22 protein-coding genes and 3 tRNA genes are annotated in these 22,112 nt (G+C 40.4%); 16 read left to right on the top strand and 9 right to left on the bottom strand.

Going from position 1 to position 22,112, the window contains the following annotated elements; translation table 11 throughout:
• The 4 genes from OO007_RS09010 to OO007_RS09025 form a co-directional block, all read right to left on the bottom strand.
• On the bottom strand, positions 1 to 626 hold a 626-nt coding region (locus OO007_RS09010; RefSeq protein ID WP_325808552.1), incomplete at its 3' end, for a GTP-binding protein.
• 80 nt (positions 627 to 706) lie between these two features.
• A tRNA-Thr gene (locus OO007_RS09015) sits at positions 707 to 782 on the bottom strand.
• Between the two features lie 66 nt (positions 783 to 848).
• Positions 849 to 922, bottom strand: a tRNA-Gly gene (locus OO007_RS09020).
• A gap of 69 nt (positions 923 to 991) precedes the next feature.
• Positions 992 to 1,075, bottom strand: a tRNA-Tyr gene (locus tag OO007_RS09025).
• 336 nt (positions 1,076 to 1,411) lie between these two features.
• Here OO007_RS09025 and OO007_RS09030 point away from each other — a divergent pair.
• Positions 1,412 to 2,737 carry a UDP-glucose dehydrogenase family protein gene (locus tag OO007_RS09030; RefSeq protein ID WP_325808553.1) on the top strand — a complete coding sequence of 442 codons (1,326 nt, stop codon included), beginning with the start codon at positions 1,412 to 1,414 and terminating at the stop codon, positions 2,735 to 2,737.
• 136 nt (positions 2,738 to 2,873) lie between these two features.
• Here the strand turns inward: OO007_RS09030 and trmB are convergent, their stop codons facing one another.
• Positions 2,874 to 3,557 (bottom strand): tRNA (guanosine(46)-N7)-methyltransferase TrmB, encoded by a 684-nt coding sequence (gene trmB / locus OO007_RS09035; protein WP_442784336.1) that lies wholly within the window; start codon positions 3,555 to 3,557, stop codon positions 2,874 to 2,876.
• A gap of 125 nt (positions 3,558 to 3,682) precedes the next feature.
• Positions 3,683 to 4,747, bottom strand: coding sequence for a DUF3549 family protein (locus OO007_RS09040; protein WP_325808554.1), 1,065 nt, complete (start codon positions 4,745 to 4,747; stop codon positions 3,683 to 3,685).
• 107 nt (positions 4,748 to 4,854) lie between these two features.
• Between OO007_RS09040 and OO007_RS09045 the strand changes: the two genes are divergently transcribed.
• The 3 genes from OO007_RS09045 (at position 4,855) to fabA (ending at position 6,780) form a co-directional block, all read left to right on the top strand.
• A complete protein-coding gene (locus tag OO007_RS09045) occupies positions 4,855 to 5,181 on the top strand; it encodes a (2Fe-2S) ferredoxin domain-containing protein (protein WP_131907305.1) in 327 nt (108 codons plus the stop codon).
• Positions 5,182 to 5,238: 57 nt separating this feature from the next.
• Positions 5,239 to 6,096, top strand: a complete 858-nt coding sequence (gene ubiA, locus OO007_RS09050; RefSeq protein ID WP_325808555.1) for a 4-hydroxybenzoate octaprenyltransferase — start codon at positions 5,239 to 5,241, stop codon at positions 6,094 to 6,096.
• Positions 6,097 to 6,258: 162 nt separating this feature from the next.
• Positions 6,259 to 6,780, top strand: a complete 522-nt coding sequence (gene fabA, locus OO007_RS09055) for a 3-hydroxyacyl-[acyl-carrier-protein] dehydratase FabA (protein WP_325808556.1) — start codon at positions 6,259 to 6,261, stop codon at positions 6,778 to 6,780.
• A gap of 108 nt (positions 6,781 to 6,888) precedes the next feature.
• Here the strand turns inward: fabA and OO007_RS09060 are convergent, their stop codons facing one another.
• Together OO007_RS09060 and OO007_RS09065 are read right to left on the bottom strand one after the other, a co-directional pair.
• Complete coding sequence (locus OO007_RS09060) at positions 6,889 to 7,602, bottom strand: Bax inhibitor-1/YccA family protein (RefSeq protein ID WP_131907308.1); 714 nt, start codon at positions 7,600 to 7,602, stop codon at positions 6,889 to 6,891.
• Positions 7,603 to 7,857: 255 nt separating this feature from the next.
• On the bottom strand, positions 7,858 to 9,813 hold the full coding sequence (locus tag OO007_RS09065; RefSeq protein ID WP_325808557.1) for an ATP-binding cassette domain-containing protein: 1,956 nt from the start codon (positions 9,811 to 9,813) through the stop codon (positions 7,858 to 7,860).
• A 176-nt stretch (positions 9,814 to 9,989) separates the two neighbouring features.
• On the opposite strand from OO007_RS09065, the gene OO007_RS09070 reads away from it, so the two are divergent.
• Positions 9,990 to 10,394, top strand: coding sequence for a CidA/LrgA family protein (locus tag OO007_RS09070; RefSeq protein WP_325808558.1), 405 nt, complete (start codon positions 9,990 to 9,992; stop codon positions 10,392 to 10,394).
• 67 nt (positions 10,395 to 10,461) lie between these two features.
• On the top strand, positions 10,462 to 11,196 hold the full coding sequence (locus tag OO007_RS09075; RefSeq protein WP_325808559.1) for an LrgB family protein: 735 nt from the start codon (positions 10,462 to 10,464) through the stop codon (positions 11,194 to 11,196).
• 55 nt (positions 11,197 to 11,251) lie between these two features.
• Here the strand turns inward: OO007_RS09075 and orn are convergent, their stop codons facing one another.
• Complete coding sequence (gene orn, locus OO007_RS09080; protein WP_325808560.1) at positions 11,252 to 11,797, bottom strand: oligoribonuclease; 546 nt, start codon at positions 11,795 to 11,797, stop codon at positions 11,252 to 11,254.
• A 113-nt stretch (positions 11,798 to 11,910) separates the two neighbouring features.
• Here orn and OO007_RS09085 point away from each other — a divergent pair, with 113 nt between their 5' ends.
• The 10 genes from OO007_RS09085 to OO007_RS09130 all read left to right on the top strand — a co-directional run bounded on the left by OO007_RS09085 (position 11,911) and on the right by OO007_RS09130 (position 22,024).
• A complete protein-coding gene (locus OO007_RS09085) occupies positions 11,911 to 13,152 on the top strand; it encodes a M48 family metallopeptidase (protein WP_131907312.1) in 1,242 nt (413 codons plus the stop codon).
• A gap of 37 nt (positions 13,153 to 13,189) precedes the next feature.
• On the top strand, positions 13,190 to 13,510 hold the full coding sequence (locus OO007_RS09090) for a hypothetical protein (RefSeq protein ID WP_131907313.1): 321 nt from the start codon (positions 13,190 to 13,192) through the stop codon (positions 13,508 to 13,510).
• Positions 13,511 to 13,526: 16 nt separating this feature from the next.
• Positions 13,527 to 14,441: a ribosome small subunit-dependent GTPase A gene (gene rsgA / locus OO007_RS09095; protein WP_325808561.1), complete on the top strand. Its 915-nt coding sequence runs from the start codon at positions 13,527 to 13,529 to the stop codon at positions 14,439 to 14,441.
• A 305-nt stretch (positions 14,442 to 14,746) separates the two neighbouring features.
• A complete protein-coding gene (locus OO007_RS09100) occupies positions 14,747 to 16,669 on the top strand; it encodes a transglycosylase SLT domain-containing protein (protein ID WP_325808562.1) in 1,923 nt (640 codons plus the stop codon).
• Entirely contained in the window at positions 16,669 to 17,853 is a 1,185-nt protein-coding gene (gspK, locus tag OO007_RS09105; RefSeq protein ID WP_325808563.1) for a type II secretion system minor pseudopilin GspK, read from the top strand. Before OO007_RS09100 ends, gspK begins: the two co-directional genes overlap by 1 nt.
• Positions 17,854 to 19,095 (top strand): type II secretion system protein GspL, encoded by a 1,242-nt coding sequence (gene gspL, locus OO007_RS09110; protein WP_325808564.1) that lies wholly within the window; start codon positions 17,854 to 17,856, stop codon positions 19,093 to 19,095. It abuts the gene before it with no gap.
• The gene (gene gspM, locus OO007_RS09115) at positions 19,092 to 19,589 is read left to right on the top strand and encodes a type II secretion system protein GspM (protein WP_131907318.1); all 498 of its coding nucleotides are present in this window, start codon (positions 19,092 to 19,094) and stop codon (positions 19,587 to 19,589) included. Before gspL ends, gspM begins: the two co-directional genes overlap by 4 nt.
• Complete coding sequence (locus OO007_RS09120) at positions 19,586 to 20,332, top strand: type II secretion system protein N (protein ID WP_325808565.1); 747 nt, start codon at positions 19,586 to 19,588, stop codon at positions 20,330 to 20,332. The genes gspM and OO007_RS09120 overlap by 4 nt, the downstream gene beginning before the upstream one ends.
• A gap of 43 nt (positions 20,333 to 20,375) precedes the next feature.
• Complete coding sequence (ubiK, locus tag OO007_RS09125; RefSeq protein WP_325808566.1) at positions 20,376 to 20,648, top strand: ubiquinone biosynthesis accessory factor UbiK; 273 nt, start codon at positions 20,376 to 20,378, stop codon at positions 20,646 to 20,648.
• The gene (locus OO007_RS09130) at positions 20,645 to 22,024 is read left to right on the top strand and encodes an SEL1-like repeat protein (protein WP_325808567.1); all 1,380 of its coding nucleotides are present in this window, start codon (positions 20,645 to 20,647) and stop codon (positions 22,022 to 22,024) included. Before ubiK ends, OO007_RS09130 begins: the two co-directional genes overlap by 4 nt.
• Positions 22,025 to 22,112 lie beyond the last annotated feature (88 nt).

Consider the following 22,112-nt stretch of genomic DNA (forward strand, 5'->3'; position numbering starts at 1 on the left):
CCATCGATAGCACGCTCTGGCTCAGGGATATAAGTATCTAGCGCTTCAACCAACTCAACAATCTTAGCTGTATAAGCCTCATCACCTTCTAACGCTTTAAGCGCTGAACCAGTAACGATTGGCGTATCATCACCAGGGAACTCATACATATCTAGAAGCTCACGCACTTCCATTTCAACAAGCTCTAGTAGCTCTTCATCATCTACCATATCAGCTTTGTTTAGGAATACTACGATGTATGGAACACCAACCTGACGTGACAACAAGATGTGCTCACGAGTTTGTGGCATTGGGCCGTCTGCCGCAGAAACAACAAGAATAGCGCCATCCATCTGAGCCGCACCAGTAATCATGTTTTTCACATAATCAGCATGACCAGGGCAATCTACGTGTGCGTAGTGACGTGTATCTGATTCATATTCAACATGAGATGTCGCGATAGTTATACCACGTGCTTTTTCTTCTGGCGCATTATCGATTTCATCGAATGCTTTAACTTCACCACCCATCTTCTCTGCCATTACTTTTGTAAGCGCAGCAGTTAGCGTGGTTTTACCGTGGTCGACGTGACCAATTGTGCCCACGTTTACATGGGGCTTATTACGTTCAAATTTTTCTTTGGACATGGTGAATCACCCTTCTCTAAAATCTAATAATATTAAAAATCTTCCACTATCATTACAAAACATAACAACAGCAATAAACTTGGAGCTCATAACCGGAATTGAACCGGTGACCTCGTCCTTACCAAGGACGCGCTCTACCGACTGAGCTATATGAGCACATCAACGAACTACAGGAACTTGTGCAATTATAGCCCACAAAACCGCAAATCATTTAACTCAATGTGGAGCGGATGGCGGGAATCGAACCCGCAGCATCAGCTTGGAAGGCTGAGGTATTACCACTATACGACATCCGCATCTTTTAACTCACTCAAAGCTCGAAAGAGCACTTACTCTTTTCATCTAACTTTGAATAAAAAAACTAATGGTGGAGGGGGGTGGATTCGAACCACCGAAGCTTACGCGTCAGATTTACAATCTGATCCCTTTGGCCGCTCGGGAACCCCTCCAAAATCAAGCGGGCAATTCTGAGGCAAAGCTAAGGTTGTGTCAACCATCTAAATGCATTTATTTTAATGTTTTTTATGTTTAATTTACGCCTAAACTGGTTTTCCATATAAACCGCTAAAAATGCCCTGAAAAACAACATATAAATATCAATATTATATGCCTCATAATTCAAGTCTACCCCAGCAACCTCATGACAAACCTATAAGCTACACCTATTTATTTACCCATGAACCCAAACAACCTTTACATCACCCAAATATAGAAAAATATTTACAATACGGTACTATTAAACCAATTAATTCAAATAGACTATTACAAGGCTAAGTAAACCCAATATGAAAATAACAATTTATGGTGCTGGTTATGTCGGCTTAATTACAGGTGCCAGCATGGCCCAAGTCGGTAATGATGTTTTGTGTGTAGACATTGATGAAGAAAAAATAAAAAGACTTTCCAAAGGTAAAACCAGTATTCACGAACCTGGTCTAAAGAAATTGCTTGAGGAAAACATCAAGGCAGGAAGATTAAAATTTACGACATCTGCAGCTGAAGGCGCCGAACATGGTTTATACCTTTTCATAGCGGTTAATGTTCCTTCTGACGATTCAGGCAACTGCTATACCCGGCACATTCTAACTGTTGCAAAATCTATTGCAGATAACATGAATGGCTACCGCATCATTATAAGCAAATCTACTGCTCCCGTTGGGACCTCAGACAAGGTTAAAGAAATTATCAGCAACACACTTCGTGAAAGAGGTGAAAAACATGAATTTGACATGATTTCAAACCCCGAGTTTTTGAAGACCGGTGTTGCGATAGATGACTTTATGAAACCAGACAGAATTATCATTGGTTCAGACAATCCTCGCACCATAGAACTCATGCGTGAACTGTTCTCTCCTTTCAACCACAACCGTGATCGTATTGTTGCTATGGATATTCGCTCTGCAGAATTAACCAAATACGCAGCCAATGCTTTATTAGCCACCAAAGTCAGTTTCATGAACGAACTTTCAAACATCTCCGAAATTCTTGGTGCCGATATAGAGCAGGTCCGAATTGGCATAGGATCAGACCCAAGAATTGGCTATCATTTCATTTACCCTGGCTGCGGCTATGGCGGTTCACGCTTCCCCAAAGATGTGAGAGCACTCGCGCATTGTACCGAAGACCAAGGCTACACCGCTGAATTACTAAATGCCGTAGAAGCTGTCAATTATCGACAAAAAGAAAAACTCTTCGAAAAACTTAACAAATATTACGGTGAATCATTAAAAGATAAGACCATTGCAATATGGGGCTTATCATTTAAACCTGATTCAGCCGACATGAGAGGCGCAGCAAGTCGCGTATTAATGAGACAGCTATGGAACATCGGTGCAACCGTAAGAGCTTATGATCCGGCTGCAAACAAAGCATGCAAAAAACTCTACGGCGACAAAGAAGCATTAACGATATGCAATACTGCTGATGAAGCACTTGAGGGAGCAGACGCCCTCGTGATACCTACCGAATGGCAAGAATTTCGATCACCTGATTTCAACAAGATCATTAACACGCTTAACGATCCTGTCATTGTTGATGGAAGAAATCTCTACAAGCCAGATCACATGAAAGATTTAGGTATTACTTACTATGGTATTGGACGGGGTGAATAGTAGCCAATCGACGCCCATTGAAAATAAGCTACTAACAATTATCTTTAAGGCACCTCCCCACTTTGGGGCACTTTTTTTAACAAAAAGTAAGGTGCTTATTAACCAACAGATCTAATTAACAGGATCAACGAGAATTTTAATCCTGCTTTTGATAAAGCAAATCCCAAACACCATGACCTAATTTTATACCGCGTGTTTCAAATTTTGTCGTTGGACGCTCTTCTGGTTTTGGCGAATAAGGCGTATCCGCCATAGAGCTAAAATCAGCTGATGCTTCCATTACCTCTGCCATGTGTTCAGCATAAGGCTCCCAATCTGTAGCCAAATGAAAAACACCACCTGGCTTTAAACGACTCGCTATTAACGAAACAAAATCGTCTTGGACAATACGTCGCTTGTTGTGACGTTTCTTATGCCAGGGATCTGGGAAGAATAACTGCACTCGATCTAAAGAGGCTTCAGGAATTCTATTTTTGATAATTTGTACCGCATCATCATCCATGACACGCACATTGGTGAGTTTCTTTTCATCGATTAAATGCAATAAACGTCCCACACCAGGCTTGTGCACTTCAATGCCGATGAAGTTTTTGTCTGGCGCATTTTCTGCCATTGTCGCCAAAGATACGCCGTCACCAAATCCAATTTCCAACGTAACGGGCGCTTTTGATTCAAACAGATTATCGACATCTAACGCCGAATCACCACGATCGATTCCAAAAACAGGCCAGAAATTCTGCAAAGCATCATCCTGCCCTCTGGTTAATCGGCCTTGACGTAGAACAAAACTGCGCACGGGGCGCATAAACTTATCAGTCACTATAATCTCTCTTTTATCAATATCTTCTAATTACACGCCACATATTGAATAAATAGAGGTCACCCCCCTACTTTTAGCGTGTTTTTTGGTGTTAGTTATTTCGCATTAAGGAATAACTTGAAAAACTAAGCCTTCGCGTTGATAGCTTGCATAAACACCCCAAAACGCTGAGCCAGTTCAGGCGAACGATTCTCGCTTCTCATACTCGCCAATATTAATTCACGCATACCCGGAATCATAATTAAATCAGCGAGTATCGCATTGAATGCCATTTGTTCTTGCGTCGCTAACTTTTCCACAAACAACGCCATCAACTCTTTATTTTCTAAATCCGCCCACGATCGTCCAGAAATAGCAGCGATAACTTCTATTTCATTCGCCAATGGTGACTGCAATACTTCCGACAATACGTTAGTTTTTTCAGCATCTAAAGCCTGTGAAGAAATAGCACGTATTAACGCAGCAATCAGCACAATATCTTTACCACTAACCAGCTCTGCTCTTAATCTAAGCAAAATAGAATCAAATAAAGACTTATCAAAAACGGTATTTTCCAGACCATGTGCAAAACTCTGCAAAGGCGTTGATGGCATGTCAGCAATAGCACTTGCCAGCAAAGATGCATTATTGTCCTCACCTAATCTGGCAATCACATCCGCAATTCCCTGCAAACCTAAAAACTGCCATTGTTCGTACCCGGGGCCCCCCTGATCTTTTGGCAACAAATAATCATGTGCATATTGATAATGTTGCGACGGCTCCTGACTCAACTCAACAGTTGCCAATGCATGAAACATGGAAAGCCGATCTTCACGAGGCTTAAATGCAAATGGAGATTCACCCAGACCATCTTCTACAGCATCACCCTGCTGCTTCGCCTGAATATTTTTACCCGTCTGCTCAAGCAGATCAATTAAGAAAGCATCACGAGAAAGCTGCTTTAAATAGCCCAACTCATCAATCGGAAACTGAAGAAACCAGATAACAGCTTGATCTTCCTTATTTTTTGGCCAAAACAATAAAGCCAGCCAAGCCTTCTGCTGAAAGGGGTAAGGAAAAAGTTGTTTCTGCTTTTCTATCTGTTCAAAATCTTCATTTGAAATCGGGCAAACCTTACGCCCCATGTCGTACACGCGATAATTAAAATCCTCAGTTTTCAAGAAATCGGTAATACTGTCGAACTTTTCCATCGTTTAGCATTTCTCAGGATCAGAAAAATCGGGCATAATCGCACATCTTACAAGCATTCTTCAACTAACACTGTAACTAGTGTGTTAACTAAACGTATCAATTAACTATGTCATATTATAAAAATCACGTTTTTTTCTGTACCAATCACCGCGAAGACGGCAGCCAATGTTGTGCGCAATACAATGCACAAGAGATGCGTGATTACATGAAAAAACGCAGCAAAGAATTAGGCCTGGTTAGCAGAGGTGAAGTAAGAGTTAATTCAGCAGGCTGTTTAAACCGTTGCGAACTTGGTCCGGTTATTGTGGTTTACCCAGATGAGACCTGGTACACCTTTGTCGACAAAGATGACATCGACGAAATAATTGAAGAACACCTATTGAAAGGTAACAAAGTAGAACGCTTATTACTCGATAACGAGTCTCCGTGCTGATCAACATTTTTCACGTTTTCACTCTACTATCAACATTTACCAAAGACTCATTAATCAATGAATAGCGAGAAATTAAGACTCTACGCAGAGTTAATTCGTTTCGATCGCCCGATTGGCACGTATTTATTACTGTGGCCAACTTTATGGGCTTTATGGATAGCTTCTGAAGGAATCCCGGATTTCAAACTATTAATCATTTTTAGCCTGGGCGTGTTTCTTATGCGTTCCGCTGGTTGTGCGATTAATGATTACGCGGATCGTGATATTGATTTACATGTCGCACGCACCAAAAATCGTCCGTTAACGAGCGGTAAAATTAGTGCAAATGAAGCACTGGGTGTTTTTGCTGTACTTTGTCTTGTGGCCTTTTTGATAGCCTTACAACTCAACACATTAACCATCATGCTTTCTTTTGCTGCTGTTGCTTTAGCAGCCAGCTACCCCTTTATGAAGCGCTACCACCACTTTCCACAAGTACACCTTGGTGCTGCATTCTCGTGGTCTATCCCAATGGCTTATACAGCCGTGACTGGCATACTTCCCCCCATAGAAGCCTGGTTTTTATATGTTGCGGCCTTACTTTGGACAACTGCTTATGACACCCAGTATGGCATGGTCGATAAGGAAGACGATTTACTAATAGGAGTCAAATCGACCGCTATTTTATTTGGCAAATATGACAACTTTATTATTGTTACATTGCAGTTATTGGCCTTAATTATAATTACTGTCATAGGAATAATGACTCACCGCGGCCCGGCATTTTATACAAGCATTCTGCTTGCTTGTGGCTTTATTGCTTACCAACAGACCCTGACACAATTCAGAGAGCCTCAAAAATGCTTAACGGCATTTCTCAATAATAACTGGCTGGGGATGATTATCTTTATTGGTATAGCAATAGATTATGCTTAGGAAACACCGACAATATTGAGACTAAGATTCAAAATTGGCACATAATTACCACCTAGTCCCAACTATTTGCACTGGTCGAACCCCCTATTATCAAGTAATATCGCCATTCTTTTTATATTTTAAAGACATAGACTCACATTACAAAATCAGGATTCACACACGATGGAAACAGAAAGAAAAAATTCATACAGCTACGAAGACCTCATTAAAAGCGGAAACGGCGAATTATTTGGCCCAGAAAATGCCCGCCTACCTGCACCACAAATGTTAATGATTGATCGTATCGTTGAAATCAATTCTGATGGTGGTGAATTTGAAAAAGGTCAAATCATAGCTGAATTAGATATAAACCCAGATCTTTGGTTTTTCGACTGTCACTTTAAAGGCGACCCTGTAATGCCTGGTTGTTTAGGTCTAGATGCTATGTGGCAATTAGTCGGATTTTTCCTATGTTGGTCAGGAAGTCCGGGACGCGGTCGTGCACTAGGTGCTGGCGAAGTTAAATTCACAGGACAGGTTCTTCCTGATGCCAAGAAAGTTACTTACAAAATTGATATCTCTCGCCTAATTCAACGCAAGTTGGTTATGGGTGTTGCAAATGCAAGCATGGAAGTAGATGGCAAGGAAATCTATACAGCGAAAGACCTAAAGGTTGGATTATTTACCTCAACAGAAAATTTCTAAGTTAAGTTCAACAAAATTCAGACACTAAAAAGCCCGTGATTCTTTCGAATCACGGGCTTTTTTTATACTTAAAATTCCTTATAAGTTATATAGGCTCTAAGCAATCGCTTAGTCGTCACCCATGCTCATGAAGAATTGCAGGATATACCAGAACAATAATCCAACACTAGAGAATAGAGATAGCGAAGCCGCTACATGCTGCTCAGTGTGATACTCATGTATGATATTTGATGTGCTGTAAAGTACAGAAGCCGCAGCAAATAGGATCATTCCACCTGAGAACCAAAGTCCTAGAGAGAAGCCGAACATAATGCTCGCAAGGATTAAGCCCATTGCAACAAAACCACCAATCATCAAGAAACGCCCCATAAATGAGAAGTTAATTTTGGTAGAAAACGCAGTGAATGTTAAACCAGCAACGAGTGCGGCAGTAACAATTGCAGCATTTTGCAACAGATGCCCATCAGGTGCTCTAACTAATGCCATGTAAATTAGCGGCATAAAGATAATCGCTTCAGCAATAACGAAAAGACCTAAGCCCATGTATTGCTTTTCGCGAGAAATTCCAGAATGAGCCCAGTTATTCGCTACTGTAGACACTAACATAAATGCGCCTAAAACGATTAACCAGCTCCATTTACTACCTGAAAGCATGCCCATAAAAGAAAGCGCTACACCAGACTTGATTAATAGTGTTTCTATTACAGCAAACGCAGCAATTGCGCCGGCCAAATGTACGTATGTACGTTTAATAAAATTAGCACGTTCGCTTTCTGCTGCATTTGCAACAATCTGGCCCGTACTCATATCTAACTGACTCATTCTTTTCTCCGTAAAATAAAAGTAGATCTACGTGTTTGATATTTAAAAACGCAGATCATGTTTAATATCAACACTATATTAGTCTATCATAAAGTTTAAAAGTTCTATGAATAGACAGACAAACGATAGGTTATTTTTATTTAACACTATTCTTAGTTAACACTATTCTTAGTTAACACTATTCTTAGTTAACACAACTATCAAAGCCACCCCCCTACTTTGAGGGGCTTTTTTTATAATGCTATAAAAGCCTGACTAAACGATTTGCGCCGCTGCGCTTTCATATTCTTCACTGATTTCCATCCACTGCATTTCTACAGCTTCCAGCTTCTTATCCAGTTCACTTTTGTCTAACACCAGACTTTTCAGCTTTTGTTTGTTTTCTTCCTGATAAATATCGGGGTCAGAAAGTTGTTTTTCAAGTTTTGCTTGCTTGGTAGAAAGATCGTCGAGCTCTTTTTCCGCTTTTTTCAATTGATTCAACAAGGGCTGTAATTGTTTACGGCGCTGCGCTTCTAACTGACGTTGTTCCTTTTTAGACAAACCTTTTTCAGAATCATCCTGATTATCCCCTAAAGCGGCTTCCTTACTGGCTGAGGCAAGTTGCTTATTTGATTCATTGATGAATTTTGCATAATCATCCAGATCACCATCGAACTCTTCTGCTTTGCCATCATGCACAATCACTAATTCATCCGTAACTGTTTTTAGCAAATGACGATCATGGGAAACAATTACCATTGCGCCTGCAAAACCCTGCAATGCCACACTCAAGGCATGACGCATTTGTAAATCCAGATGATTGGTCGGCTCATCTAACAATAATAAGTTAGGCTTTTGATATACCAGTAAAGCCAAAACCAGGCGTGCTTTTTCTCCTCCGGAAAAGGGCTCAACAGGCTCATCGACTCTTTCGCCTTTAAAACCAAACCCACCCAGATAATTCCGCAAATCTTGTTCTCTTGCCTCTTTATCTAAAGCACGAAGTTGCTGCAACGCCGTTAAATCGACTCTTAATTGCTCTAATTGGTGCTGGGCAAAATAGCCTATCTTCAGATCTTGAGCTTCCCAGGACTCATCTTCTTTATTTTCTTTATCACCCTCTTTATCTTCAGAAGCAGCAGTCGCAATTGATTGCAGCTCTCCTGCCAAATATTTGATTAAGGTTGACTTACCTGCACCGTTTGGGCCAATCAAACCTATACGTTGACCCGGCATTAACTGCATTTTCACATTTTTGACAATGATTTTGTCACCGTAACCAATAGATGCATTGACCACATTGAGTAAACGCTCAGGTAGTTTCTCGGGATCAAAAAATTTAAAGTGAAACGGCGAATCAACTTGTGCCGCAGAAATTTCTTCCATGCGACCTAAAGCCTTTAAACGACTCTGCGCCTGCTTTGCCTTGGTTGCCTGAGCGCGAAAGCGGTCCACATATTTTTGCATGTGTGCTTTTTCACGCTGTTGCTTTTCGTAAGCACTTTGCTGTTGCGCCAGACGCTCCGCCCTGATTTTCTCAAACGCCGTATAATTTCCGGTGTATAAAGTTAACTTTGCATGTTCGATATGTGCGACGTGCTTAACCACCGCGTCGAGAAATTCTCTATCGTGCGATATTAATATCAACGTTCCTTCATATTGCACTAACCAGCTTTGAAGCCAGATAACCGCATCTAAATCCAGATGGTTAGTTGGCTCATCGAGTAACAACAAGTCAGAACGGCACATCAATGCTTGCGCCAGATTCAAGCGCATTCGCCAACCACCGGAAAAACTATCGACAGGGTTATTGATTTGCTCTTGAGAAAACCCCAGACCATGCAATAAAGTCGCTGCGCGGCTTTCGGTGGTATATCCATCTATTGCATCTAAACGACCATGCAATTCACCAAGCAAAGCACCTTCTGCATCTTCTAATTGTTTATGCAGATCGATGTATTCGGTATCGCCTTGCAAGGCATACTGCAACGCAGAGATAGTAGTTGCAGGTGTTTCCTGCGCCACATGCGCGACTACCCAGTTTGGCGGAATACTGACAGTACCTTCGTCCTGACCCAACTCACCACGCAACATGGCAAAAAGGCTCGATTTACCAGTGCCATTGGCGCCGGTTAAGCCAACTTTATAACCCGGGTGTACACTAATCGACACATCGGATAAGAGCTTTTGTGGGCCACGTCTGAGCGTGACATCAGAAAGTACAATCATTGAATTTCTATGGTTTTTACTAAAAGTGGAATATGAAAACACACCCCCCCACTTATAGCGAGTTTTTATCAGTAACGGCAGTCGAATTATTATCTTTAAAACAAAATTATATTAAATATCACTTAAAAAAGTTATTTTAATTACAACCACATATTTTAATTAAAACGAGAAGTAGCATGAAAGCCAATAAATCTAGCGGTATAGAATTTTTATTTGGGATGACCGCATTACTGATATTCCAACTTTTAGGCGAAGTCAGCGTTCGTTTGCTCGACCTACCTGTTCCGGGCCCAGTTGCCGGCTTGCTCTACCTTCTCGTGTTATTGCTGGCCATGGGAAAGTTTAAACGCCCTGCTCCTGAATCTCTGGAGCAATCATCGCTGGCGTTATTGAATCACCTTTCACTGCTGTTTGTGCCTGCAGGTGTGGGTGTCATGGTTCACTTTCAACGTTTGGAAGAAGAGTGGCTACCAATCACAGTGGCGCTATTTTTAGGCGTGTTGATTACGATGGGTACCACCGCTTTGAGTATGCAATTTCTCATGCGTTTCTTTGATAAGAAAGCCAAAAAAAACCCTTAACAATAGCTGGATATTAAAGAACAAAATAAACCAGCAACCATTATCGCAAGACAAACAAACTCAAATTATGCAAAACACAGACCTTCAAACACTCTGGGTATATTTATCCACTTCGCCATTAACGGGATTAACGATAACGTTAGTGGCATATTTAACCGCATATACTCTGCATCGAAAAACAGGCACCCACCCCTTAACCAATACCGTTTTGATCTCGGTAATTTTATTGATTTTGATCTTAGAAGTTACCGGTACTGAATACGCAACCTACTTTGAAGGCGCGCAATTTATTCACTTTTTATTGGGTCCTGTAACGGTTGCTCTGGCGATTCCCTTATTTCAACAATTTGCTCAAGTAAAGCGGCTTTTTATTCCCATTATTTTATCGATGGTCATTGGTATTACGGTAGGCACCATTGCGGTTATGTTTATTGCCAAGTTATTAGGTGCCGATTTAGCCACGCAGATTTCATTATCAGCACGTTCGGTAACCGCCCCTGTAGCGATGGGTATCGCAGAAAAAATTGGCGGAATACCATCGTTAACTGCGGTTCTTGCGGTGTTAACCGGCATTATTGGTGCAGTGTTAGGAACCCACTATTTGAATTTACTGAAAATCAAAGATAATAGCGTCAAAGGTATCGCTATTGGTAATAGCTCTCATGGTATCGGAACTGCCAGAGCATTCACCTTAAATACCAGCATGGGTGCTTTTGCGGGTTTATCTATGGCTTTAGCCGCTTTGTTAAATGCATTAATGCTACCCTGGCTGGTAAAAGGCTTTTTATTAGTAACGGGGTGATTTTTTGGTGAGCTTCTTACACCCCACTACTTATAGGCCTTTTTTTATAGTCGTTTTAAATGGACAGAATCGCTTTACGATAAAATTGCAATTCATCTATTGAATCCAAAATATCATCCAATGCCAGATGAGCGCCTTTCTTTGTGTGCTGCTCCAATACTTCCGGCTTCCAGCGTGCCGCCAATTCTTTCAAAGTACTGACATCAAGATTACGATAATGAAAGTAATCTTCAAGAATTGGCATCTCACGCGCCATAAAACGTCTATCCTGACAAATGCTGTTACCGCACATAGGTGAGGCACCTTTGGGGACGTACTCTTCTAGAAATTTGATGGTTTCAGCTTCTGCCTGAGCAGCAGAATAGTTACTTTCTTTTACCCGTTTGACCAAACCAGAACTGCCATGATGGGATTGATTCCATTCATCCATACCCTCCAAAACACTATCAGGTTGATGGATAGCAATCACAGGGCCTTCGGCAAGTTTATTCAGGTCTTTATCTGTCACTACGGTAGCGATTTCGATAATGACATCATTAATAGTGTCTAGTCCTGTCATTTCCAGGTCAATCCAAATCAAATTATTCTTGTCTTGGCTCATAGGGTATAATGCTCGGTTGAATTTAATTGATATTAATTATATTGGTATTTTTAACGTAATTTACGTGAATACTCATGTTGAATTAATAAAACTGAGCCTTATTTTATAGAACTATGCATACATTTACTTTTATTTTTCTAGCACTTCTAATCATTACAACAGGAGTGCAATTATGGCTTTCTTTGCGAAACGCCAAACACGTTGCACAACATCGTTCTGCAGTTCCTGAAGAGTTTGCCGACAAAATCACGCTTGAAGAACACCAAAAAGCTGCCGATTACACACGCACTAAGGGCAGCTTCGGACGCTTCAACCTGATTCTAAGCGCTGTTGTTTTACTGCTTTGGACTTTAGGCGGTGGACTAGAGCTACTGGATAACGCAATGCGATCGTTCAGCTGGGGCCCATTAACTACAGGTGTCGCGGTTATCATCGGTTTCTCGCTAATTTCAAGCATCATCGATATCCCAACTTCGTTATACAGTACTTTCGTTATTGAAGAAAAATTTGGCTTCAACAAATCAACGCTTAAAGTATTTTTCATCGATATGTTTAAAGGTGCGGCGCTATCGGTTGTGATAGGAATTCCGCTGATCATGTTAGTTTTATGGCTAATGGAATCTGCGGGCAGCTTATGGTGGCTTTATGCCTGGGTGGCACTAACTGCTTTCTCAATTTTGATGATGTGGGCCTACCCAAAATTTATCGCGCCAATCTTCAATAAATTTAAACCATTGGAAGAAGGTGAAGTGCTTAATCGCATCACGACATTGCTCGATCGTACTGGCTTTAATTCAGACGGTGTATTTGTAATGGATGGCTCTAAACGCTCTAGCCATGGTAACGCCTATTTCACAGGCTTTGGCAAAACCAAGCGCATCGTCTTCTTTGACACACTGCTTAAACACCTTACTCCGACACAAGTAGAGGCTGTTCTGGCACATGAGTTAGGTCACTTTAAACATAAGCATGTACTGAAAGGCATGATCGTTTCTATGACGATGACACTGGTAGGCTTTGCCGTACTAGCGTGGCTAATGCAACAACAGTGGTTTTACAATGCGCTGGGCGTATCACAACCTTCTACATATATGGCGTTATTGTTATTTATTCTGGTTAGCCCTGCTTTCACTTTCTTTATTGGGCCGATTATGTCACGCTGGTCTCGTAAACATGAATTTGAAGCAGATAGCTTTGCCGCCCAACAATCTGATTCTGCGGAACTTATCAGTGCACTGGTTGGTCTATATAAAAAGAACGCGGGAACATTAACGCCAGATCCTTTGTATTCGGCATTTTATGATTCTCACCCACCTGCATCAATTCGCATTGCGCACTTGAAACAAGCAGGATAAATAGAAAAGTAAGGCAATAAGGAAAACGGAGATTGATATGAAATTTTCAAAGACATCATTTTCAAAGACAACTAAGATAATAACTAAAACAGTATTAGCGTCTTTAGCAGGTTTGCTAATTTCAAGCACAGCGATGGCCCAAGGTAATGCTGCTAATGGTAAAAAATTATTTACCCAATCAAAGTGTAACCAATGCCATACAACCAGCATCTTTACCAAGAAAGATAGAAAGGTAAACAGCTTAAAAGCGCTTGAAGCTCAGGTACGACGCTGTGACTCTAACTTGAACACTAACTGGTTTGATGATGAAATCCATGACGTTACTGCTTATTTAAACCAGCAGTATTACAAGTTATAATCAGGATGTTCAAATCTTGAAAACAGAAGTAAATACCGGACGGGTAGTCACCCGTTTCGGGGCTGAACTTCTTGTAGAAAATACTGAAGATAATCCAGATATACCTCACGTACGCTGCACCGCCAAACGTAAATTCGATACTATCGTTTGTGGTGACTACATTACCTGGCATCACAACGAACATGGTAATGCCTCTGTTGATGATTTACTCCCCAGAACCAATGCACTGACAAGGCCCGGCTATCGTGGTCGCCCTCGTACTATTGCAGCAAATATTGATCAACTCGTAATCGTTAACTCCTGGTTACCCGAAACCTCTTGGGATTTGGTAGACCGTTACTTGATTGCAGCAAATCAACTCAATGCCGAAGCTATCATCGTTATGAACAAGAGTGATTTAGCCGAAGCACATGCGACTGAGGCTGACTGGCAGGCGATGAAAACTTACGAAGAAATTGGTTATCCAGTACTTCAACTGAATGCTCACACCGGAGAAGGGATTGAGCAATTGAAGCAAATGATGGATGACAAAACCAGTATTTTTAGTGGTCGCTCAGGCGTAGGTAAATCTTCCATAGCCAATCGTATTCTGCCGACATCAGACATTGCGGTGGGCATAATTTCCGATTCTGGAGAAGGCAAGCACACCACCACTACAGCTGACTTATATCGACTTGAAAACAAAGGGTATTTAATTGATTCCCCGGGTGTTAGAGATTATGCATTAGGCGATATTAGCACCCAAGAACTCGCTGATGGCTATATTGAATTTGCGCAATACCAAAACAATTGTCGTTTTCATAACTGTACTCATGATCACGAGCCTCGTTGCGCAGTTAGGACAGCTGTTGAAAACAACGAGATCAGCAAAGAAAGGTATCTTCGTTATCTCGATGCGTTACATACCCTGAAAGAGAACTCCAATAGTTAAACATAAAGCACTAATCTTAAGACAGAGGCGCAGCAACATACTTGCGATAAAAACATTGTAATTCGCAAATAAAACCTTTAAAAAGAATCTATTAGTTATATCATGAATAATGATATATGAAGCTTGCAAAGAATGGGCTCTTTGTATGCCGTTAAATATTTATGTAATTATTTAAACTTGTTACTTAAAATTAGCTACCTAAAACATATAACAACATCTATAAAAAAGTCACCCCCCCACTTTTAGCCTGTTTTTTTTTAACAGATGATTGTGATCAATGGGGTTCAGGGGAAAATATACTGATTATGAAATCGGCACTTAAGATTATTTACAAGTCATTACCAGGAATAGTTTTTTTGCTATTCTTATCGCACAATTCTTTTGCTTATACTAACCAGAAACAGGTAAATGATTTTCATGAGGCTTATGACAAATTACACAAAGGTCAGCTTTACGATAGCTCTCATTTAAAAGGTTATATGCTTCACCCTTACCTTGATTATGAACGTCTAAAACAAAATATAAAAACCAGTAGCAACCAGTCTCTACTCAATTTTATCCATCAAAACCCACCTTCATGGTTATCTGATGATATTAATACCGAGTTATTGATAAAACTGTCACAGCAACAACAATGGGGACAGATTCTTAAGTTCTATAAAAAAGGCCAAGGAGGCATTAAAGCAAGATGCGTTAATGCAGAAGCCTCGATGCATATTAGGCCATCTGCGGCTGTTAATAACGAAGCATTAAAAATATGGCTTTCGGCAAATAGTCGCCCAAAAGTTTGCGACCCTTTATTTGCACTTTTAGTGCGCAAAGGATTAGTCAATGACAGTCGAGCCTGGCAAAGAATTACGCTGGCAATGGACAAAGGCAAAACAGGCCTGGCCAGAGCGTTAAGTAAATACTTAAACGAACCAAGTCTTGTTAGTCTATGGATTAACTTACGCAAGCACCCGCTTAAGAATCTCAAAAATAAAAGACTGAAAAACAAAGATGGCCGAAGCACTCAATTAATTGCTTATGGCATAAATAGACTAGCTAGAAAAAACACAGAAACCGCGAGAAGCCAATGGAATAAATTTCAACGATCGCATACTTTTTCGACAAAACTTAAAGCCGATGTTGAGAGCTATATCGGTGTACGCGAAGCATTGAATCACAATCCTTACGCATTACAAAAGCTTGCTGCCATCCCCGCCAATCTTCGTAGTGAAGAGGCAACTATCTGGACTGCACGAATGGCATTACATCAAGGTGACTGGAGAAAATTACGTAGCGCAATTGATAGTATGCCAGCTGAAACTAAAACCAAAGACAGGTGGCGCTACTGGAGAGCACAAACAGGAAAGCGTTTAGGTGAGAAAAATACTCATCAACAATTATTACCTGTGGCAAACAATGCCTCATTCTATGGTTTTTTAGCTGCTGATGAATTAAGAAGACCTTACTCAGCACAGATAAAACCAACAAGAAACTGGTCTCAGCTAACACCTCGAATTGCTAATATGCCATCTATGCAAAGAGCAACCGAACTCTACGCAATCGGCAAACCTAAGCTAGCAAAGAAAGAATGGTTCTGGACCTTGAAGAAATTAAATAAACAGGACAAATTAACTGCTGCGGCGTATGCCTTAGAAATCAATCAACCATTCTTAGCAATTATTACGGTTTCTCAAACAAAAGACTGGAATCAAACTGGGTTACGGTTTCCCATGGAATACCAGTCGCTCGTTTCTAATTCAGCCCGAAAACATGGCATTATACCTGCCTGGGTATATGGCATTATGCGAAGAGAGAGCGCTTTTGACCCGCAAATTGTATCCAGCGCTAATGCCAAGGGTTTAATGCAAATTTTACCAGCAACTGCAAAAAACGTTGCTAGAAAGTTAGGCATTCGTTCTCATCGAACCTCTGATTTGTTTGTGCCTGAAAAGAATGCCAACCTAGGTGCAGCATACTTGAGTCAGATGCTAAAACGCTTTAAAGGCAATTATGTGAAAGCAACCGCCAGCTACAATGCTGGCCCCGGAAGAATCCCGCGCTGGACACCTGATAATCATATTTCAGCACCCCGCTGGATAGAAAGCATTCCGTTTGAAGAAACACGGAATTATGTGCGCGCAGTGATGTCATATACAACTATCTATGATTATAAATTACATGCCAGAAATAACGCTAATCAACGTCTATCAAAACGACTACAGGCAGTCGGACCGAATTAATGCCTAAGCAACAGAAAGGTATCGCACTTATTACCGCGATGATTATTACCAGCATTGCTGTATCACTAGCTGGGATGATTATGTATCGCCAGCAAATCCAGATACGATTATCGAGTAATATTGGTCACTTTGAGCAAGCTTATCTGTATGCAAACGGCATGGAGGACTGGGCAGGAACGATACTGGATCAAAGTTTTGAAGATCATCCCGATTATGATTCTCTAACGGACGATTGGTATACCGAGACAGGCATTGTACTTCCTATTACTGGCGGCATAATGCAAGGTAAATTATATGATTTACAAGCTAGAATAAACCTTAATTCTTTAAATAGACCTAAATCATTAAATAAAACATCATCAACTTCTTCTAATTCTTCGACAACTACAAATGCATCTTTAGTAGCAGGGAATGAAAATACCGATACTAATAATGAAGAACAAGAAAATACTGAAGATAAAGACGAAAATGATGAGAAGTATTATTACCCTGCAGAAACTGCACGACAAAGGCTGGTCAACCTTATGACCATTGAAGTCGACCCTGAACAGGAGCTTGGTCCACCAGAAAACTTCACAGATATCTTAAAGGACTGGATCGACAGTGATCAGGACAATGGCAATAAAGAACAAGGTGCAAATGGTAGTGGTAATGGAGCAGAAAGTCCTTATTACCAAACACTAGAGCCTGCCTATTTCAGTGCCGATACCACCATGATTAGCTTAACTGAGTTAAGACTATTAAAAGAAATGAAAGAAGGCATTTATAAAAAACTAGCAAGATACACAACAACACTCCCAATCGTTGACAACGCCAATAAAACCATCAGCACACCAATCAATATAAATACTGCAGAAAAACCAGTATTACTTGCCATAGGCCTCACACCTGATAAGGCAGATGAATTAATTGAGCTTGTTAAAGAAACCCCCTTTGAGAATATCAATGATTTCCTAGAGTCCAGCATTGTGAGCAATGATATAAAGACAGAAAGCAATCCAGATGGCGCTGTTGATACGGATCAATTAGATGTTAAAACTAATTTTTTCTATTTAGAAGGAAGAGTAGAAATAAACAATACCAGAATTTTTATAAATTCTATTTTAGAACGGAAAAACGGTAAGGTTTCTGTCATAATGCGCGACTTTAGCAATCCTCAATCTATAACGAAAGTCATCAATTAAATGCAGTTACTGGTTATAAAATTAAAAGCGTCAGGATCAACACCTGAATACTCACTTTTAGGCAAGAAACAAGCTTCTGGTAATTTCATTGCTAGTGACTGGAAGCAGATTCGTTCACTCACTCGCGGAAGAAGAGTTGTCGCATTGATTCCCGCTAACGATGTGGTAATCACATCTGTGAATATTCCAAGCAAGAACAAGAAGCAGCTCCTCCAAGCGATTCCATTTTCGTTAGAAGATTCTCTTGCTGACGACATAGAAGACTTACACTTCGCTGTAAAACAAGATGACACCAGCAATCACTCTCAAGTAGCGATTATTAAACGGTCCACTCTTGAAAAACACCTTGATACATTCCAGGAACACGGGATCACTGCACATTTCATGCTTCCTGAAACGTTAGGGCAATATTATCGTAAAGATGAATGGTCAATTATTTTCAATACAGACCAAGAAAGTGCAACTATTCGACTTGGTGAATTGGAAGGCTTTACTTGTGATGACAGTATGCTAGATATTTTTTTAGCAAAACCACTTGAAAACAACAAGCCCAAAAAGATATTTTCAAATAAAGACAAGTCCAATCTTCCTGAAAGCTTACAGCAGCAAGATATTGAACCAATAAGCGCCAATACTATTGATTATGAAAGTATTTATAACGCATTACCTTTAAATCTTATTACAAATTTTTCTCGTCAATCCAACAAATCAACCATCAACTGGAGTGTATGGCGACCTACGATTATATTAGCGGGTTTATTAGCGAGTGTCTGGGCAGGTGTTTTCTTTTGGCAAAATAATTTATTGCAACAACAAAGTCAGCTATTAAACCAAAAAATTGAACAAGTCTATAAATCATCTTTCCCAAAAGGAAGAATCGTCGACCCTTCTGTGCAAATGAAAGCAGCGCTAGATAAACTAAAGGAAAATGCTGGGAGAGTGGTAGATTCTCCGCTGCCCTTAATTTCAGATCTAAGCCCTTTATTAAAAGAATATAAAGACATGTCATTGAGCGAAATAAATTACAAAGAAAATGAATTAACACTCGTCATGCAATCTCCATCCTTGACACGCTTAGAAACATTTAAGCGAGATGCTGCAGAGAAGGTAAAACTCAAGGTTGACATTAAGTCTTCAACGACAACGTCCAACAAAGTTGAGGCAACCTTAATCATTTCCCCATTAATGACCTCATCGGCAAAAGATGTTACCCCAAATAATTTACCCAGGGGTAACTCATGAAAAATTGGTACAACTCACTTTCTCAAAGAGAACGCTTACTCGTTACTTACGGCTCAATTGCCGTGACATTGATACTATTATGGTTACTAGCTGTTAGACCCATGTATGCAAAACATGTTCGTCTGAATAACTTGATTGAACAGCAAGAAATAAAACTTGCGACCATGCAAAGACAAAGCATAGAGATTAAACAATTACAGCAGCAAAATATTAAAGTACCCTCATCCAGTCGCACTCAAAACCCGCAACAATTGATTGAACGCTCATTACAAACATGGAGATTAAAAAAATCTCTGGAACGCATGCAGTCACAAGGTAGCAATGGCGTAAGACTCATATTAAAAGATGCAAATGCAGACAGGGTTATGCGATTCTTATATGAACTTGAAAATAAACACACGCTGGTCATCGACAATATGCTAATCGACAAAAGTAAAAAAGAAGCAGGACTCGCTGACTTTAGACTAACAATTAAAAGAAATGATAAATCATGAAAAAAATCATATTCTTTGGATTAATAGCATTTCTATTAGCTGCAGTTTGGCAACTACCTTTAAGCATTGCACAGCCATATTTAGAAAAAACAGTGAAAGGTTTGTCACTAGGGCCAACTAGCGGAACAATCTGGAACGGTGAAGCAAAAGAATTCACACTAAACAATAATTCTTTAGGTGAGGTTAACTGGAAAATTCAGCTTTTAAAAAGCCTCACTTCTTTTAAGCTGAAGTCATACTTTAAAGTTCAAGGAAAGGACATCAATGCCGAAGGGATTGCAGGTATTGGGACAAATAAACAGCTTTCGTTTGATGATACTACTTTCGACATCAACTCTGACTACATAAACAAGCTACAAAAGAATGCAAAACTATCCGGCAATATCACTGGGGATATCTCACACGCTACACTTAGTGAGAAAGAGGTACCTCAAATTAAAGGTATTATCGACTGGAAAGACGGGGCTTTGAGCTCACCTATCAAATTAGGACCTGGAAATTACAAAGCCATCGTATCCCCCTTATCTGGCGATTTAGACATCAAATTAAGCTCTAATGAAGCCCCTATAGACCTTAGTGGTGATATAAAACTGATCAAGGACTGGACTTACAGTACAAATATCAGCGCTAAATCGAGCGAACCCGGAATCGCCGCAATGTTAAACCTTGCGGGTAAAAAACAAGCCAACGGAAGTGTGACTATAGTTAACAAAGGTGATCTTTCACCCTTTATTACACCTTAACAATACTGATTTAAACTGCGATATTTAAATCCGAGAAACAGATATGGACAAACCAAAGCAAATAGATGAATTAGCAAAGAAGTTATCAGGACTTATGCCTGGCTCTTTACAAAACCTACAATCAGATATTGAAGAAAATGTGAAATCTACGCTAGAAAGTGGTTTACGTAAAATGAACCTAGTCACTAGAGAAGAGTTCGATATTCAACGAGCAGTACTTTTAAGAACAAGAGAAAAACTGGAAGCACTTGAAAAAGTAGTTGCAGACCTAGAGTCGAGCCTGAGCAAAGAATCTAAAACGGAGAATGAAAAATGAGAAAAATCTTTAAGTCTGTTTTTCTTGTGTCACTATTTACAGCGCCTGTAGCAGTTCCTATTTCAATGCTGCATGCACAACCCCATACACATGCTGGAAGATCCCATGATCACCCATTGCCTGCCCAAGGCGTCGGACATAGACATGGTAATGGTGCCCCTGGTATTGCCTCTGGCGGCAAGGCTCCAGCAAAACGCGTGCAACAACAACCGGCACGCCCAAAACAAGCAAACAATAACCAAAGACGCAACCCTGGTATCGCCAATAATGCGAATACAGAATTACAAAGGGCATATAAGGCTAAAAATTACGCAAGGGTTTATCAAATTGCTTCAGGCTATGCCAAACGTGGAGACCCTGCTGGGCAATACGTGTTAGGCCAGCTATTTTTATTAGGCCAAGGACAAAAAAAGAACCCTCAAACCGCTTTCGGATGGTTCAAAAAATCAGCTGACAAAGGCCACCCCGGATCCCAATATTTATTAGGCTCCCTATACGCAACAGGCCAAGGCACGCGCAAAAATCTTCAGCAAGCCTTCAAATACTACAAGCTTGCTTCAAATGCTGGAATTCCTGATGCGTATACTAGTTTAGGCATCATGTATGAGAATGGAGAAGGTGTTAAGAAACATCTACCGACAGCAATCAAGTACTATGAACTAGCGGCAAATAAAGGCGTTACCAACGTTCAATTAATGCTTGGCGAACGTTATGTTAAAGGCGTAGGCGTAAAGAAAAACCCCACTAAAGGTTTCAATTACGTAAAAATGGCACAACGCTCAGGCGCAACAGGAGCCACTTATTTATTAGGTGTACTCTATGCCAATGGAATAGGAACAAAAAAGAACCCTGCACAAGCCTTTAAATATGTCTCTATCGCAGCTAAAAAAGGAAATCGTGATGCTCAGTACGATCTTGCATCAATGTACGCTCAGGGGCTTGGAACAAAGAAAAATATGGGCCAGGCAATAAATTGGTATAAAAAAGCATCTGCAAAAGGTGTAGCGCTCGCATCACATAACCTCGGACTTATTTATTTACAAGGTATGGGCACTGCCAAAAATGAAAAAGCAGCCTTCTCATGGTTTAGTAAAGCCGCAAAAAAAGGCCTACCAATTTCACAATACTTTATGGGCGACCTTTATGTAGATGGTGTTGGTGTTGCAAAAAATCATGGCCAAGCATTAAACTGGTATAAAAAATCAGCCGCCCAAGGGCTTCCGGCTGCCGAATATAGTGTAGGCGCCATGTATGCAAATGGTTACGGTACCAAAAAGAATATTGCAACAGCAAAACAGTGGTTCCAAAAAGCTGCTAAGCACGGAAGCCCTAAAGCTAAACAGGCATTAGCCATGCTTAAACAAAGGGGCTTATAAGAAGGACTCTATAAGCATAATTATTTTACAATAAAATCACCCCCCTACTTTGAGGCACTTTTTGTGGAATAAGTAAGTGGGGGAATGA

Origin of the sequence: Cocleimonas sp. KMM 6892 (assembly GCF_035798195.1) — a bacterium.
GTDB classification, from domain to species: Bacteria; Pseudomonadota; Gammaproteobacteria; order Thiotrichales; family Thiotrichaceae; genus Cocleimonas; species Cocleimonas flava.